The 16,139-nt window shown below is 72.7% G+C and carries 10 protein-coding genes and 1 pseudogene; 8 read left to right on the top strand and 3 right to left on the bottom strand.

What is annotated here, in order from left to right; all coding sequences use genetic code 11:
* Positions 1 to 417 precede the first annotated feature (417 nt).
* From ABXS69_RS04220 to ABXS69_RS04210, 3 genes are all read right to left on the bottom strand, one after another.
* A complete protein-coding gene (locus ABXS69_RS04220; protein ID WP_366181306.1) occupies positions 418 to 684 on the bottom strand; it encodes a type II toxin-antitoxin system RelB/DinJ family antitoxin in 267 nt (88 codons plus the stop codon).
* A gap of 295 nt (positions 685 to 979) precedes the next feature.
* Positions 980 to 1,966, bottom strand: a complete 987-nt coding sequence (locus tag ABXS69_RS04215; RefSeq protein ID WP_366181305.1) for an electron transfer flavoprotein subunit alpha/FixB family protein — start codon at positions 1,964 to 1,966, stop codon at positions 980 to 982.
* Between the two features lie 114 nt (positions 1,967 to 2,080).
* Positions 2,081 to 2,842 (bottom strand): electron transfer flavoprotein subunit beta/FixA family protein, encoded by a 762-nt coding sequence (locus ABXS69_RS04210; protein WP_366181304.1) that lies wholly within the window; start codon positions 2,840 to 2,842, stop codon positions 2,081 to 2,083.
* 111 nt (positions 2,843 to 2,953) lie between these two features.
* Between ABXS69_RS04210 and glgX the strand changes: the two genes are divergently transcribed.
* The 8 genes and pseudogenes from glgX to glgB all read left to right on the top strand — a co-directional run bounded on the left by glgX (position 2,954) and on the right by glgB (position 16,115).
* A complete protein-coding gene (gene glgX / locus ABXS69_RS04205; protein ID WP_366181303.1) occupies positions 2,954 to 5,299 on the top strand; it encodes a glycogen debranching protein GlgX in 2,346 nt (781 codons plus the stop codon).
* A 194-nt stretch (positions 5,300 to 5,493) separates the two neighbouring features.
* Entirely contained in the window at positions 5,494 to 6,867 is a 1,374-nt protein-coding gene (locus ABXS69_RS04200; RefSeq protein ID WP_366181302.1) for a PAS domain-containing protein, read from the top strand.
* A 65-nt stretch (positions 6,868 to 6,932) separates the two neighbouring features.
* Positions 6,933 to 8,078, top strand: a complete 1,146-nt coding sequence (gene trpS, locus ABXS69_RS04195) for a tryptophan--tRNA ligase (protein ID WP_366181301.1) — start codon at positions 6,933 to 6,935, stop codon at positions 8,076 to 8,078.
* A 108-nt stretch (positions 8,079 to 8,186) separates the two neighbouring features.
* Positions 8,187 to 10,242: pseudogene (locus tag ABXS69_RS04190) on the top strand (alpha-1,4-glucan--maltose-1-phosphate maltosyltransferase).
* Between the two features lie 107 nt (positions 10,243 to 10,349).
* Positions 10,350 to 12,176: a maltose alpha-D-glucosyltransferase gene (gene treS, locus ABXS69_RS04185; protein ID WP_366181521.1), complete on the top strand. Its 1,827-nt coding sequence runs from the start codon at positions 10,350 to 10,352 to the stop codon at positions 12,174 to 12,176.
* Positions 12,173 to 12,970: a hypothetical protein gene (locus ABXS69_RS04180; protein ID WP_366181300.1), complete on the top strand. Its 798-nt coding sequence runs from the start codon at positions 12,173 to 12,175 to the stop codon at positions 12,968 to 12,970. The genes treS and ABXS69_RS04180 overlap by 4 nt, the downstream gene beginning before the upstream one ends.
* Positions 12,927 to 13,772 carry a phosphotransferase gene (locus tag ABXS69_RS04175; RefSeq protein ID WP_366181299.1) on the top strand — a complete coding sequence of 282 codons (846 nt, stop codon included), beginning with the start codon at positions 12,927 to 12,929 and terminating at the stop codon, positions 13,770 to 13,772. Before ABXS69_RS04180 ends, ABXS69_RS04175 begins: the two co-directional genes overlap by 44 nt.
* Before the next feature lie 96 nt (positions 13,773 to 13,868).
* A complete protein-coding gene (gene glgB, locus ABXS69_RS04170; protein WP_366181298.1) occupies positions 13,869 to 16,115 on the top strand; it encodes a 1,4-alpha-glucan branching protein GlgB in 2,247 nt (748 codons plus the stop codon).
* Positions 16,116 to 16,139: the final 24 nt, after the last annotated feature.

Below are 16,139 nucleotides of genomic sequence, written 5' to 3'. Positions count from 1 at the left end.
GCGGCGCGTGCCGGCACATCGGGCCCACAGCGCGCGGGCCCACAGCGCGCGGGCCCGCCCACAATGACTTGGGGCGAAGGCTCGAGGATGACATCAGGCCCCGCAGCGCGGGCTCACCACCCAGTCGGACAACGATCTCCTCATGCGTCCCAGTCCGCGCGAAGACCGCGACGCCATACCGCTCCACCAGGCCACGAGCCAATCGCCCGCGTTCGCCACATGGCAGTCGTGCAAGCCCTTCCCGCCTCCACGCGAGCGATGCATGCGATGACGACGACGGAGCTCATCCGCGGACTCCTCCGGGTCCTCCAGCACGAGGACGATCACCTCGCAAAGGTCCTCCACGCGCATGCCGCGTCTTGAGCCGCTTGACATCCCGGAGGAACCTGGGCGCCATGCCGGCGCGCGGCATCAGGTTCAGATCCAGAAGCTCAGCGAAGACCTCCCTGGCCGCCGAAGCGCGCCGCAGGAATCGAGGACCCGCTCCGACTCCGCCGGGGCCTCGCGCGAATCATCGTTGAGCACCGGGCGGCTGAGCCTGGGAGGGATCGCGTTCTCCCTGATCATCCGGCGGTAGAAAGCGCGGGTGACCGATGACGGGGCGAAGCCGCAGTCCTCCGCGATCCGGGAGGCCCGGCGCCCGGTCTCCTCATCCACGCGGACAGTCACCGCTGAGCCGCCCATCGCTGGCCCGCACTCTCCATGCCAGCCCCATGCCTGACGGAGCTCGTAAGACGACGGCGCGCCGTCGCCAGGCGCGCGTGCTGAGATATGACGGCCTGCGCCCTCACCCCCGGGATACCGCCTCACCCCGGCGTTACGGCCTCACGCTCCAAATACCGCCTCACCCCGGCGTTACGCCCTCATCCTCGCAGTTTGAGGGCGCAAATGCGGGCCGAGACGGTATCCCCGGGCCGAGACGGCAACGCGAAGCCGAGACGGTATCCCGGGGACGAGCCAGTCCCGCAGCCGTGCGGGCTCAGCCCCTCAGGCGCGCAAGCTCGGCCACCATCTGCGGGACCACCTCGGTCACATCGCCGACGACCCCGAAGTCCGCCATCTCGAAGATCGGAGCCTCGGAGTCATCGCAGACCGCCACGATGGCCTGCGCGCCCTGGATGCCGGAGGTGTGGTGCACGGCACCGGAGACGCCCAGGCCGATGTACAGGCGCGGGGAGACGCTCACGCCGGTCTGGCCCACCTGGGCGCTGCGCTCGATCCAGCCCTCATCGCAGGCCACGCGCGTGGCGCCGACGGCCGCGCCCAGCGGCTCGGCCAGCGAGCGGACCAGGTCGAAGTCGCCGTTGACGCCGCGCCCGCCGACCACGACGGCGCGGGCCTCGGTGAGCTCGGGCCCGGCCGCGGCGGCGGAGCGCTCCGATTCCACGAGATCGACGGCCGCGGACTCTGGCGCGGGCGCGACCTCGAGGGCCTCGGAGGTGAGCTCTGCGATGCCGTCGGCGGCGGCCTCGTAGGCGCCGGGCCTCACGGCGATCACGGGGGCGGGACCGCCCAGGGCGAGCGCGGAGGTGGTGGACCAGGAGCCGGACAGGACCAGCTTGGCGCCCGTGATGGCGTCGCCCCCCTCACTCAGGCGCAGGTCGGCCAGGTCGCTGGCGGCGGCTGAGCCGAGCAGGACGGCGGCGCGCCCGGCGATCTCCTTGCCGCGGTAGTCGCTGGCCACGAGCACGGCGGCGGCGCCGGTGGCCCGGACCGCGGCGACCAGGGCGTCGGCGGCGCATCCGGCCAGGGCGGGGACGGCGGCGGCCAGCAGCCGGGTCGCGCCAGCGGCGGCCAGGGCGGGCGCGACGGCGCTCGCCGCGGCCGCCTCGCCGAGCACGAGGGCCACCGCGTGGGGGCCGAGCGACCGGGCCGCGGAGAGCAGCTCCAGCGCGGTGCCGGTGGGGCGGCCGGCATCGTCGAGGTCGGCCAGGATGAGGATCGGGGCGTCTAGCGTGTGGGGCATGCGGGATCTCCTTGGGTCGTAGGGGCGGCGGGCGCGCATCAGACGCCTACGCGAGCGGACTTCAGACGGGCTGGCGAGCCCCGGACGAGGCTCGTCAGGAGCCTCGGATGGGCCTCAGACGAGCTTGGACTCGACGAGCCAGGCGGCGAGCTCGCGCCCCGCGTCCCCGGCGTCGGTGCGGATGATGCCCGCCTCGCGGACCGGCCTCGCCTGGGCGGCCACCACGCTCACGGCGGGATCGCCCAGGCCCTCCAGCCCGAGGTCGTCCAACGAGAGCACGTCGAGGGGCTTCTTCTTCGCCGCGCGCATGGCGGCGAAGTTCGGGTAGCGGGGCTCGTTGGCCTGGTCGGTCACGGAGACGAGGGCGGGCAGCGGCGCGCGCAGGGTCTCGCGCAGCGTGCCGGTGGCCCGCTGGATCGTCACGGCCCCGTCGGCAACCTCCAGCTCGGTGGCCAGGGTGAGCGCGGGCACGCCCGCGGCCGCGGCGAGCGCCCCGGGGAGCATGGAGGTCATTCCGTCAAGAGAGGCCATGCCGGTGACGATGAGGTCCACGCCGCCGATGCGCTCGATGGCGGCGGCGAGCACTCGCGCGGTGGTGACGACGTCGGCCCCGGCGAGCCCGTCGTCAGCGACGATGAGGCCGGAGTCGGCCCCCATCTGGAGGGCGCGGCGCACGCCGTCCTCAGAGTCCTCCGGGCCCATGGTCAGGGCGATCACCTCCCCCCCTGCGTCCTCGGCGAGGCTGACGGCCGCCTCGACGGCGTTCTCATCGAGCTCATTGAGGACATCCTCGTCGCCGCGCAGGAGGCGGCCCTCCTCGAAGCGGCGCTCGGACTGCACGTCAGGGACGTGCTTGATGCAGACGACGATTTTCATGCGTCCAAGATTGCCATAAAGCGGGGTGTGACCGCTCACTCAGCTCGGTGATCCTGCTTTCAGCCCTAGGCGCGCGCCCGGCGTTTGGCCCGGGTTGGCGCTCGCGCAACAATGGAGATCGTGTCCGAATCGTTCCCGCTCGCCCCTGCGCCGCTGGCACCAGCGCGCGCGCTCGAGCGCACCCGCCTGGGAGCCACCCCCCAGGGCGATGGGACGGACTTCGTGGTCGTGGCCCCTCGCGCCACGGCGGTGGACCTGTGCCTCGTCGAGGTCGACGACGCCGGGGCCCCCGTCTCCGAGCGCCGCGTCGGCATGCACGGCCCGCAGCAGGGCGCGTGGGACGCGCACGTGCCCGGCGTCGGCGTCGGGCAGCGCTACGGGTACCGGGTCCACGGATGCTGGGACCCCTCCGAGGCGCTCCTCCACAACCCGCGCAAGATCCTCCTGGACCCCTACGCGCGCCTGACCAGCGGCACCACGACGCTCTCCCCGGAGATCTACGCCCACACGGTAGAGGACGACCTCTCCCCCGCCCTCGCCCCCTTCGCCCCCTCGGAGCTGGACTCGCTGGGGAGGACGGCGCTGGGCGTGGTCACAGGCGGGCCCCGCTTCCCCGTGGTCCCCGGCCCGCGCGTGCCCGCCGAGCGCACGGTCATCTACGAGACCCATGTCAAGGGCATGACGCTGCGGATGCCCGGCGTCCCCGAGGACCTGCGCGGCACCTACGCCGGACTCGCCCACCCCGCCACCATCGAGTACCTGCGCGCCCTCGGGGTGACGACGATCGAGCTCCTGCCGATCCACGCGGCCTTCTCCGAGCCGTTCCTCCAACAGCGGGGCCGGCGCAACTACTGGGGCTACTCGACTCTCTCCTTCTTCGCCCCCGAGCCGTCCTACGCGACGGCGGCCGCCCGGGCCGCCGGCCCCGAGGCGGTTCTCGACGAGCTGCGGGGCATGGTCTCGATCCTCCACGAGGCGGGCCTCGAGATCATCATGGACGTCGTCTACAACCACACCTGCGAGGGCGGCATGGACGGGCCATCCCTGTCCCTCCGGGGCCTGGACAACCTGGAGTACTACCTGCACGCCCCGCAGCGGCCCGCCGTCTACGGGGATGTCACCGGCACGGGCAACAGCATCGACTTCCGCTCGCCGCGGGCGGTGCAGCTGGTGCTGGACTCGCTGCGCTACTGGGCGACCGACGTCGGGATCGACGGCTTCCGCTTCGACCTCGCGGTGACCCTGGGCCGCCACGGCGCCGAGTTCACCCCCCGCCACCCGCTCCTGTCGGCGATGGGCACCGATCCCGTCCTCAAGCGCGTCAAGCTCATCTCCGAGCCCTGGGACGTGGGCCCGGGGGGCTGGCGCACCGGCGAGTTCCCGGAGCCCTTCAAGGACTGGAACGACCGCTACCGCGGCGGGGTGCGCTCCTTCTGGCTGGCCGATGCCTCGGAGCTGTCCAAGGGCCGCCCCGGCTCGGACCTGAGGGACCTGGCCACGCGCCTGTCCGGCTCAGTGGACCTGTTCGGCCACGGGGAGTACCCGGGCGGCCGGGGCCCGCTGGCGAGCGTCAACTTCATCACAGCCCATGACGGCTTCACGCTGAGGGACCTGACCTGCTTCGGCCACAAGCAGAACCTGGCCAACGGCGAGGACAACCGCGATGGCACGGACGACAACCGCTCCTGGAACCACGGCTGGGAGGGCCCCGTGGCCGAGGGCATGGGCGGAGGGCCGATCGAGGTCCTGCGCCGCCGCTCAGCGCGCAACCTGCTGGGCACGCTGCTCATCAGCGCGGGCACGCCGATGATCCTGGGCGGGGACGAGATGGGCCGCACCCAGGGCGGCAACAACAACTCCTACTGCCAGGACTCGGAGATCTCCTGGTACGACTGGGACCTGGAGATCTGGCAGCGCGACCTCATCTCCATCACGCGCTTCCTCATCCGCCTGCGCGAGGAGCACCCGGTGCTGCGCCCGGACCGCTTCGCCACGGGCGCCCCGGCCCTCATCGACGGCGAGCCCGACACGATGCCGGACCTGTCCTGGTTCAGGGCCGACGGCGAGCGCATGGGCCACTGGGACTGGCACGACCCGGGCTGCCGGACCGTGCAGATGCTCCGCTCGGGCGCCCCCTGGGGCGACGACGACCTCCTCGTCGTCATCAACGGCACCCTGGAGGAGCAGGAGGTCGTCCTGCCGGAGGCCCACAACCGTGACTGGCATCTCATGTGGGACTCCACATGGGCGGTCCCCCGCCCGCACACCTCCGCGTTCGCGCTGGCCCGCCGGGCTCGGCGGGCCCCGGCGCCCGCGCCGGTCTCCACCGTCGGGAGCGCCCAGGGCCCCGTCTGCCGGCAGGACCGCCCCGGGGACACCACGACGATGGAGGTACTCTCCATGCGCATCTACCTCTCCGGCGAGCCTCTCGCCCAGGAGCCGGAGCGCTCCCGCTAGCCGGGCCCCGATGGGACCCTCCCGCCGTAGCGGTGAGAAGCCGCCCGCGGGTCCTCACCGTCGGCGTCATGACTCCCCGCGCCTGGCCGAGCGCCCCCGGGACTAAACGTCTGATGTCATCCGTTTGTTATTAGACGCGCGACTACCGATCGGTTCCTCGCGTTGACCGACTCGCAAGGAGACCCTCCACCATCATGCCCGAGGCCTCAGGAGCCACCCACGAGGTCGGAGTCGACCAGATCTTCTTCTCCACCACCGACGCGCGCGGGGTGATCCGCCACTCCAACAACGTGTTCATCGAGCTGTCCCGCTACAGCCGCCAGCAGCTCTCCGGCGCGCCGCACAACATCATCCGCCACCCGGAGATGCCCGGCGGCGCCTTCAAGGCCATGTGGGACACCCTTCAGGCGGGCAGCCCCTTCGCCGCCTACGTGCGCAACCTGGCCGCCGACGGCTCGGAGTACGCGGTCTTCGCCACCGTCACGCCCCTGTCCGACGGCGGCTACCTCTCCGTGCGCACCCGCCCCACGCGCGACGACCTGTTCGAGACCGCCTGCGCGATCTACCGCGACGCCCGCGCCGTGGAGGGCGCCGCCATCGAGGCCGGGGACAACCGGCGCGAGGCGTCGGTCAAGGGGCTGGGCCGCATCGCCGAGATGCTCGCGGCCGCGGGGCTGTCCTCCTACGAGGACTTCCAGAACGCGGCCCTGCCGGCCGAGGTCGCCCGCAGGGAGGAACTGTCCGAGGGCATCCCGCAGCGCCCGGGCGCCACCGGCGACCTGGCCGAGATGCTCTCCTCCGTGAGCGCCATCTCCAAGGGCCTGGACTCCTGGATGGCCGGCCAAGGAGAGCTGGCGGAGTTGTCGGCCGCGCTCAAGTCCGCCGGGACCTCTCTGACCGAGTCCCTCGCCGACTCCCGCCTGACCGCCGCCACGCTCGACCGCGGCGATGCCCGCGTCAAGCCCCTGGCCGACCTGCTCGACCTGTGGACGCAGATGCAGGGCATCGTCTCGCCCCTGGTCAACCGCCTCGTCGAATCCCTCGCCCGGCTGGACACCAATGGCGCCCGCACCCGCTTCCGGATCGCCCTGGCGCGCCTGCACGCCACGATCACCGCCCTGTTCACCGTTGAGCTCATCGACGACGTCGGCGAGACGCGGTACTCCGCCGAGTCCATCCCCGACCTCATCGAGAGCCTGGCGGCCGGGCTGGAGGAGATGGAGCGGGCCGCCGAGGCGCACCGCGCGCTCAGCGCCCAGGCCGTGGCGACGATCGGTGAGGCCAGCCGGATGATGGCCATCCCCAATCAGCTGCTCATGCTGTGGACGGGGTCACCGGCGTCGAAGGACCCCCAGCTGCCCGCCACCGCGGCGGGGCTCTCCGCCGCGGCCTCCGGAGTCGTCGAGACCGTGCGGCAGCGCCTGGCCGAGCTCGACGCCCTCGCGGCGAGCTGCCAGCGCCTCGACCTCGCCGCCGGGGCCTCGGATCTGCGCGGTCACCTGGCCACCCTCACCAGGGCCGCCGCCTCGGCCGCCCCGTCGTCACCCTCACGGCGCCCGCTCCCCTGAGCGCGGGCGGGCCCCGTGGGCAGGGGCACGACGCCCTGCGCCGGCCCTCGCCTAGGATGTGCGCCATGACGTCCTCCCCCGCATCTGACACCGCCTCGGCCGCCCAGGCTCCCTCCACCGCCGAGGAGGCCCTGGCCAGCGCCGTCGACGACGCCTCGCTCGCCCGCTCCATCGCGCGCAGCCGCGAGATCGAGGCGGACATGCCCCTCAACCCCGGCCGCTACCGGATGCTCACCGGCGTGCGCCCCACCGGCAACATGCACCTGGGCCACTACTTCGGGACGATGCGGAGCTGGGCGCCGATCCAGGACATGGGCATCGACACCTGGATCCTCGTGGCCGACTACCAGGTCATCACCGACCGCGACGGCGTGGGCCCCATCCGCGAGCGCGTCCTGTCGCTCACGGCGGACGCGCTGAGCGTGGGGGTGGACCCGGAGCGCTCGACGATCTTCGCCCACTCGGCGGTGCCCGCCGCCAACCAGCTCATGCTCCCCTTCCTGTCCCTGGTCACCGAGTCCGAGCTGCACCGCAACCCCACGGTCAAGGCCGAGCTGGAGGCCACTGCCGGGCGCGCCATGAGCGGCCTGCTGCTGACCTACCCGGTCCACCAGGCGGCGGACATCCTGTTCTGCCAGGCGAATCTCGTGCCCGTGGGCAAGGATCAGCTGCCACACCTGGAGCAGGCGCGCCTCATCGCCCAGCGCTTCGACAAGCGCTACGGCCGGGCGGAGAGGTCCCACCCGGTGTTCCGCCGCCCCGAGGCGCTGCTCGGCGAGGCCCCGCTGCTGCTGGGGCTGGACGGGGAGAAGATGAGCAAGTCGCGGGGAAACACGATCGAGCTGCGCATGAGCGCCGATGAGACCGCCAAGGCCCTGCGGAAGGCCAAGACGGACTCCGACCGTGTCATCACCTATGACCCCGCGGGCCGCCCGGAGGTGTCCAACCTGCTCATGCTCGCCTCCCTGTGCGGGGCGGGCTCCCCGGAGGAGATCGCCGAGCGCATCGGCGACGGCGGGGCCGGCGCCCTCAAGAGGCTCACCACCGAGGCGGTCAACGAGTACTTCGCGCCGATCCGCGCGCGCCGCGCGGAGCTGGCCGCCAACGAGGACCACCTCCTGGCGGTCCTGGCCTCGGGCAACGCGCGGGCCAACGAGGTCGCGGACGAGACCCTGCGGGCGGTGCGCGCCGCCATGCGCATGGACTACTGAGGCGGCTAGGGAGCCCCGGGGTCCCGCGCGCCCGCGCTCGCCGAGGGGCGCGCCCGGAGCTCCTCCGTTCGGGGTGCCGGATGGGCGCCGTGCCCGTAGTCTTGCCCTGTGATCCGACACACCGCTGCTCCGCGTCCTGCCCGCCCCCTCATCGGCCGGATCCCGGTCACCGAGGTCTTCCCCGTGGTCGAGGATGGCCACTGGCCCGCCAAGGCGGTGTCCGGTGAGGTCATCCCCATCCGCGCGACCGTCTTCCGCGAGGGGCATGACCGCTTCGCGGCGACCGCCGTGCTCATCCGCCCGGACGGCACCGACGGGCCCAGCGCCCGGATGCGGCTCATCGCCCCCGGCCTGGACCTCTATGAGGCGCGCCTGGCGCCCGACACCCCGGGCGACTGGTCCTTCCGCGTCGAGGGGTGGTCGGACCCCTACGCCACCTGGGCGCATGACGCCGGGATCAAGGTTCCCGCCGGCGTCGACGTCGAGCTCATGCTTGAGGAGGGCGCGCGCCTCATGGAGCGCGCCCGGGCCGTGCCCGGCCGGGGCCGGGCCGACGCCGCCGTGCTAGGAGCCGCCGCGGCCGTCCTGCGCGACGCCTCCCGCTCGGCCGTCGAGCGCCTGGAGGCGGGACTGGCCGACGCCGTCGTCACCGTCCTGGACCGCCTGCCGCTGCGGGACCTCGTCTCCCCCTCACGCGCCTACCCCCTGCAGGTGGACCGCCCCCGCGCCCTGGCCGGCTCCTGGTACGAGATCTTCCCCCGGTCGCTGGGCGCCTACTGCGACGAGCACGGCAACTGGCACTCCGGCACGCTGCGCACCGCCGCCGAGAACCTGGACCGCATCGCGGCCATGGGCTTCGACGTCCTCTACCTCACCCCCATCTCCCCGATCGGCACCACCAACCGCAAGGGCCGCAACAACACCCTCAACGCGCGGCCGGGCGACCCGGGCTCTCCCTACGGCATCGGCTCGGCCGAGGGCGGGCACGACGCCATCCACCCGGACCTGGGCACCTTCGAGGACTTCGACGCCCTCGTGGCCCGCTCCCGCGAGCTTCGGCATGGAGGTGGCCCTGGACCTGGCCCTCCAGTGCTCCCCGGACCACCCGTGGGTGGCCGAGCACCCCGAGTGGTTCACGGTCCTGGCCGACGGCTCCATCGCCTACGCGGAGAACCCGCCCAAGAAGTACCAGGACATCTACCCCCTCAACTTCGACAACGACCCCGAGGGCATCTACGACGCCGTCAAGGGGGTCGTCGACACCTGGATCGCCCACGGCGTGACGATCTTCCGCGTGGACAACCCCCACACCAAGCCCCTGGACTTCTGGCAGCGCCTCATCAGCGAGGTCCGCGCCACCAGTCCCGAGGTCCTCTTCCTCGCCGAGGCCTTCACCCGGCCCGCGATGATGCGCACCCTGGGCAAGATCGGCTTCCACCAGTCCTACACGTACTTCGCGTGGCGCAACACCCGCGAGGAGCTGACCGACTACCTCGTGGAGCTCTCCCAGGAGACCGCGCACGTGCTGCGCCCGGCCTTCTGGCCCACGACGCACGACATCCTCACCCCGTTCATGACCCACGGGGGCGCGCCCGCCTTCAAGCTGCGCGCCGTGCTCGCCGCCACCCTGTCCCCCACCTGGGGCATCTACTCCGGCTACGAGCTGGCCGAGTCCGTTCCGCGCCCCGGCTACGAGGAGCAGATCGACAACGAGAAGTACGAGTACAAGCCGCGCGATTTCGCCGCCGCCCGCAGCAACGGCATCGAGGACCTCCTCACCCGGCTCAACGCGATCCGCGCCTCCCACCCCGCGCTCGGCCAGTTGCGGGACATCTGGTTCCACGACACCGGCAACGACCAGATCATCGCCTACTCCAAGCGGGCGCGCGCCGCCGAGGCCCCGGGGGGGCCCACCGGCGCGACTGGCGAGGACGACGTCGTGCTCACCGTGGTCAACCTCGACCCGCGCAACGCGCAGATCGGCCAGCTGAGCCTCAACCTCGTCCAGCTGGGGCTGCCCGAGGACGCCGACGGCTCGCGCCCCTGCCTGGCGGTCACCGATGAGCTCACCGGGCAGGACTACGAGTGGTCCGGCTCGAGCTACATCCGCCTCGACCCGCACTCGGGCCAGGTAGCGCACGTCATGCGGGTGCGCGCCCTGTGAGCGCTCCCAGCCCGCTGGCCCCCGGGTCCCCGCCCACCGGCCCGCTGACCGCCGGCGCGCGCCCCCCGGCGGTCATGGGGCCCCCGGTGAGCACCGGCCCCACCTCCATGGCGGCGCCGATGACGGTGGTCGCGCCCGTGCCGGGCGTGCCGGTGCTGCCCGAGCAGCCGCGCCCCGGCCTGGACGCCGACCCCGAGTGGTTCCGCACCGCGGTGTTCTACGAGGCGCTCCTGCGCTCCTTCGCGGACTCCGACGGCGACGGCGTCGGGGACATCCCCGGCCTCATCACCCGCCTGGACTACCTGGCCTGGCTGGGCGTGGACTGCATCTGGATCCCGCCCTTCTACCCCTCCCCCATGCGCGACGGCGGCTACGACATCTCCGACTACACCGCCATCGACCCGCGCTACGGCACCATGGAGGACTTCCGCGAGCTCGTCCACCAGGCGCACCAGCGCGGCATGAGGATCGTCATCGACATGGTCCTCAACCACACCTCGGACGCCCACCCGTGGTTCCAGGCCTCCAGGTCCGACCCCGAGGGCCCCTACGGCGACTTCTACGTGTGGCGCGACGACGACTCCGGGTACCCGGGCACGCGCGTCATCTTCGTGGACACCGAGGAGTCGAACTGGGCCTACGACGTCGAGCGCGGTCAGTTCTACTGGCACCGCTTCTTCTCCCACCAGCCCGACCTCAACTACGACAACCCCGCCGTGGTGGAAGCCGTGCACGACGTCGTGCGGTTCTGGGCCTGCACCGGGGTGGACGGGTTCCGCCTCGACGCGATCCCCTACCTGGCGGAGGCCGAGGGCACCAGCTGCGAGAACCTTCCCGCCACCCACTCGATCATCGCGGGCATCCGGGCGATGCTCGACCGCGAGTTCCCCGGGACCATCACCATCGCCGAGGCCAACCAGTGGCCCCACGAGGTCGTGGAGTACTTCGGCACCGCCGACGCCCCCGAGTGCACCATGTGCTTCCACTTCCCGGTGATGCCGCGCATCTACTACGCCCTGCGCGCGGGCTCGGCCGAGGCGATCCGCTGGGTGCTCGAGCGCACCCCGGAGATCCCCGCCCATGGCCAGTGGGGCACCTTCCTGCGCAACCACGACGAGCTCACCCTCGAGATGGTCACCGAGGAGGAGCGCGCCCACATGTACGCCTGGTACGCGCCCGAGGAGCGGATGCGCGCCAACATCGGCATCCGGCGCCGCCTGGCCCCCCTCCTGGACGCCTCCCGAGCGGAGACCGAGCTGGCCCTGGCCCTCCTGCTGAGCCTGCCGGGCAGCCCCTGCCTCTACTACGGCGATGAGATCGGCATGGGGGAGAACATCTGGCTGGAGGACCGCGACGCCGTGCGCACCCCCATGCAGTGGGACGACTCACCCAACATGGGCTTCTCCACGGTGGTGGACCCCGGGGCCCTCACCCTCCCGGTGATCCAGACGCCCGGCTACGCGCACCTGACCGTGGCCACGGAGATGGGCCGGCCCGACTCCCTCCTCCACTTCACCCGGCGCATCCTGCGCCTGCGCCGCGCCTACCCGGTCCTGGGCCGAGGCGGTTTCGCCCTGCGCGAGGCCTCCGACCCCGCGATCCTGGCCCACACGCGCGACGAGGACGGCACGCCGGGCGACGAGGGCGGCGCGACCCTCGTCTGCGTGGCCAACCTGGCCGCCACCCCGCGGGCGGTGAGCATCAGCGTCCCCGAGCTCGCCGGCAGGCCCACCCGGGACGTCTTCGGGGGGACGCCCTTCCCCTCCGTCGGGGCGGACGGCTCCCTGCGTCTGACCCTCAGCGGCCTGGGCTACTACTGGCTCGAGGTCCTGCCCCTCCAGGGCGGGGGCCGCGAGGACGGCCGTGATCATGAGGATGGCGAGAGCGCCGGCCCGAGGCCGGGGCACGACGACGAGACAGGAGAGCCGCGATGAGCGACGCCACCCCCACCCAGTGGCCCACGGAGGAGGACCTCCTGGAAGCCCTGCTGCCCTGGATGCTGGCGCGCCGGTGGTTCCCCCTCAAGGGCGACGCCGCGCCGTCAGCGCTGAGGCTGGCCCACTGCGTCGATCTGGCGCCCGGCGCCCGCGACCTCATCGTCGCCGCCCCGCGAGGCGATGCCGCGGGCCGGGCCCCCGAGGCGCTCATCCACGTTCCGCTCGTGCTGGGGGCGCCCGAGGACCTGGCGCGCTACGCCGTCGACGGCGGCGCCCCCGGGTCCGAGGGACTGCTCATGACCGATTCCCAGGGCCGCGAGCTGGCGCTCATCGACGGCGCCCACCACCCCGCCTTCTGGCGGGCGTGGGCCGAGGACGCCGCCGCCGCGGGAACCGTGCTCGGCGCCGAGGGCGCCGCGGCGATCGCCCAGCGCGCCGAGCGGCTGCGCGTGACCACCGGCGAGCAGTCCAACACGAGCGTCATCATGCCCGCCCCCCGCGACCCCGAGCGGGCCTCGGGCCCGGAGGACGCCGCCACCGGCGACCTCATCGTCAAGCTCTTCCGCGTGCTCGCCCCCGGCCGCAACCCTGACGTGGAGGTTCCCGTAGCGCTCGCGCGCGACGGCTGGGACCGCGTGCGCATACCCGTGGCCTGGTCCGTCACAGAGGCTCGAGCCCGCCCACGACGGGGGCGGGGGCTCAAGCGGCGACGCGACCCCCACGACCCCCGCGGTCTCCACCGCCTCCATGGACACGGCGGTGGCCTGCGCCTTCATCCCCAGGGCCGATGACGGCTTCGAGCTGTTCTGCTCGCTGGCCGCCGACGACGACGCCTCCGGGCCCGCGCGCGAGCGCGCCCTGGCCCTGGCGGCGGACCTGGGGGCGACCACCGCGCAGATGCACGCTCATCTGCGCTCCTCATTGGGCGAGGCGCCCCCGCGGGCGCCGGAGGCGCTGGCCCGCGCTCTGCGCGAGCGGGCCGACTGGGCCATGCGCGAGGTCCCGGCCCTGGCCGAGGAGGTCCCCGGCCTGGGTGCCGCGGTCGACGCCCTCCTGGCGGAATTGGCCTCCCTTCCCGCCCTCGAGCCCGCCTGCCGGGTGCACGGCGACTACCACCTCGGCCAGGTCCTCCACGAGATCGGGGGCGCCGAGCGTTGGTACGTCCTGGACTTCGAGGGCGAGCCGCTGCGCCCCCTGGCCGAGCGCACCCGACCCGATCAGCCTGCGCGGGACGTGGCCGGCATGCTGCGCTCCTTCGACTACGCCTGGGCGGTCGGCGGGGCGGGCGGCGCCGTCGGCGCGCGGGGTTCCAGCGGTGATGCCGGAGCCGCCGGCACCGACTGGCTCCCCGCGGTCCGCGGCGCCTTCCTGAGCGGCTACCGCGCCGAGAGCGCCGTCGCGCCAGGGGATGGGGCCGGCGCGGAGGAGGCGCGGCGGCAGTCCGTCCTCCTGGCCGCCCTCGAGCTCGACAAGGCCCTGTACGAGGCCGTGTACGAGGCCCGCAACCGTCCGGACTGGCTGGCGATCCCCCTGCGGGGGTTGGCCGGAATCGTCGCCGCTCGCAACGCTTCTCACGACTCGGCAGGAGGCTGACCGGAGCGCCTCCTGCATCGCCCTCCCCCTCATCCGGGGCGACCAGAGACCTCATTCCCTCGCATCAGCTCACCCCGCCATGGAAGAATCACGATCATGACCGACGCCACACCCTCCGGGTCCCCCTCGCAGTCCCCCGCCCCCGATGCCGAGACCGGCTCCTCCCCTGTCGAGGTCGAGCCCTGGATCCTCGCGGATGTCGCCTACGCGCGCCACCACAACCCGCACGAGGTCCTCGGGGCCCACGTCGGCGCCAACGGCGTGACCGTGCGCACCGTGCGCCACCTCGCCGACTCCGTCTCGGTGGTCACCCCCGAGGGCGAGTTCCCCGCCGCGCACGAGCAGGACGGCGTCTGGGTCGCCGTCCTCCCCGGGGACTCGGTCCCGGACTACCGCATCGACGTCACCTACGGCGAGGAGACCACCCGGGTCGACGACCCCTACCGCTTCATGCCCACCCTGGGTGAGATGGACACCTACCTCATCTCCGAGGGCCGCCACGAGGAGCTGTGGGAGGTGCTCGGCGCCCACCTCAAGCACTATGAGGGCCCCATGGGCGGCGTCGACGGCACGGCCTTCGCCGTGTGGGCGCCCAACGCGCGCGCCGTGCGCGTCGTCGGCGACTTCAACTACTGGGACGGCACCGCCTCGGCCATGCGCTCACTCGGCTCCTCGGGCGTGTGGGAGCTGTTCATCCCCGGCGTCGGCGTGGGGGCCCGCTACAAGTTCGAGATCTGCTTCGCCGACGGCTCCTGGCACCAGAAGGCGGACCCGATGGCGCGCGCCACCGAGGTCCCCCCGGCCACCGCCTCCGTGGTCACCACCGCCGTCCACGAGTGGGGCGACCAGGAGTGGATGGAGCGCCGCAGCGCCACCGACCCGCACTCGGGCCCCATGAGCATCTACGAGGTCCACATCGGCTCATGGCGCCAGGGCCTGGGCTACCGGGGCCTGGCCGACCAGCTCGTCCCCTACGTCAAGGAGGCGGGCTTCACCCACGTGGAGCTCATGCCGGTGGCCGAGCACCCCTTCGGCGGCTCATGGGGCTACCAGGTCACCGGCTACTACGCCCCCACCGCGCGCTTCGGCACGCCGGACGACTTCAAGTACCTCATCGACGCCCTCCACCAGGCGGGCATCGGCGTCATCCTCGACTGGGTCCCGGCCCACTTCCCCAAGGACGAGTGGGCCCTGGCCCGCTTCGACGGCACGCCCCTGTACGAGGACCCCGACCCCCGTCGCGGCGAGCACCCGGACTGGGGCACCTACGTGTTCAACTTCGGGCGCAACGAGGTCCGCAACTTCCTGGTGGCCAACGCCCTGTACTGGCTCGGCGAGTTCCACGTGGACGGCCTGCGCGTGGACGCCGTCGCCTCCATGCTCTACCTGGACTACTCGCGCCAGGACGGCCAGTGGGCCCCCAACCAGTTCGGCGGGAGGGAGAACCTGGAGGCCATCAGCTTCCTCCAGGAGGCCACCGCCACCGCGTACCGGAAGAACCCCGGCATCATCATGGCCGCCGAGGAGTCGACCGCCTGGCCGGGGGTCACCGCCCCCACGAACTACGGCGGCCTCGGCTTCGGCCTCAAGTGGAACATGGGATGGATGAACGACACCCTGCGCTACCTGCAGGAGCTGCCGATCAACCGCCGCTACCACCACGGCGAGCTGACCTTCTCCCTCGTCTACGCCTTCTCCGAGCAGTTCATCCTGCCGCTGAGCCATGACGAGGTCGTCCACGGCAAGGGCTCGCTGCTGTCGCGCATGCCCGGCGACGCCTGGCAGGAGCTCGCGGGACTGCGCGCCCTGTACGCCTACCAGTGGTCGCACCCCGGCAAGCAGCTGCTGTTCATGGGCCAGGAGATCGGCCAGGGCGCCGAGTGGAACGCGGACAGCTCCCTGGACTGGTGGCTCCTGGACGACCCGGGCCACGCCGGCCTGCTGCGCCTGGTGACCGACCTCAACCACTTCTACACCTCCTCCCCGGCCATGTGGGCCGACGACTTCTCCCACCGCGGCTTCGAGTGGATCGAGGCCGGCGACGGCGATCACAACGTCATCTCCTACCTGCGCAAGGGGACCGGCCCCGACGGCTCCAGCGACCTGGTGGTCTGCATCGTCAACTTCGCCGGCACCCCGCACGAGGGCTACCGGGTCGGCCTGCCCTTCGCCGGCGGCTGGGATGAGATCATCAACACTGATTCGGAGCTCTACGGCGGCTCGGGGGTGGGCAACCTCGGCCATGTCGAAGCCGAGGAGCTCCCGTGGAACGGCCGCCCGGCCTCGGTCCGCCTGCGGATCCCCCCGATGGGCGCCGTCTTCCTGCGCCCGACCCGCGACTGAGCGGGCCACGCCCGGGGCCGCCGT

The sequence above is a fragment of the Actinomyces timonensis genome (assembly GCF_040702965.1).
In the GTDB taxonomy this organism is placed as follows: Bacteria; Actinomycetota; Actinomycetes; order Actinomycetales; family Actinomycetaceae; genus Actinomyces; species Actinomyces timonensis_A.
The sequence above is the reverse complement of the archived record's forward strand: the minus strand, read 5'-3'. Positions and strand labels throughout refer to the sequence as shown.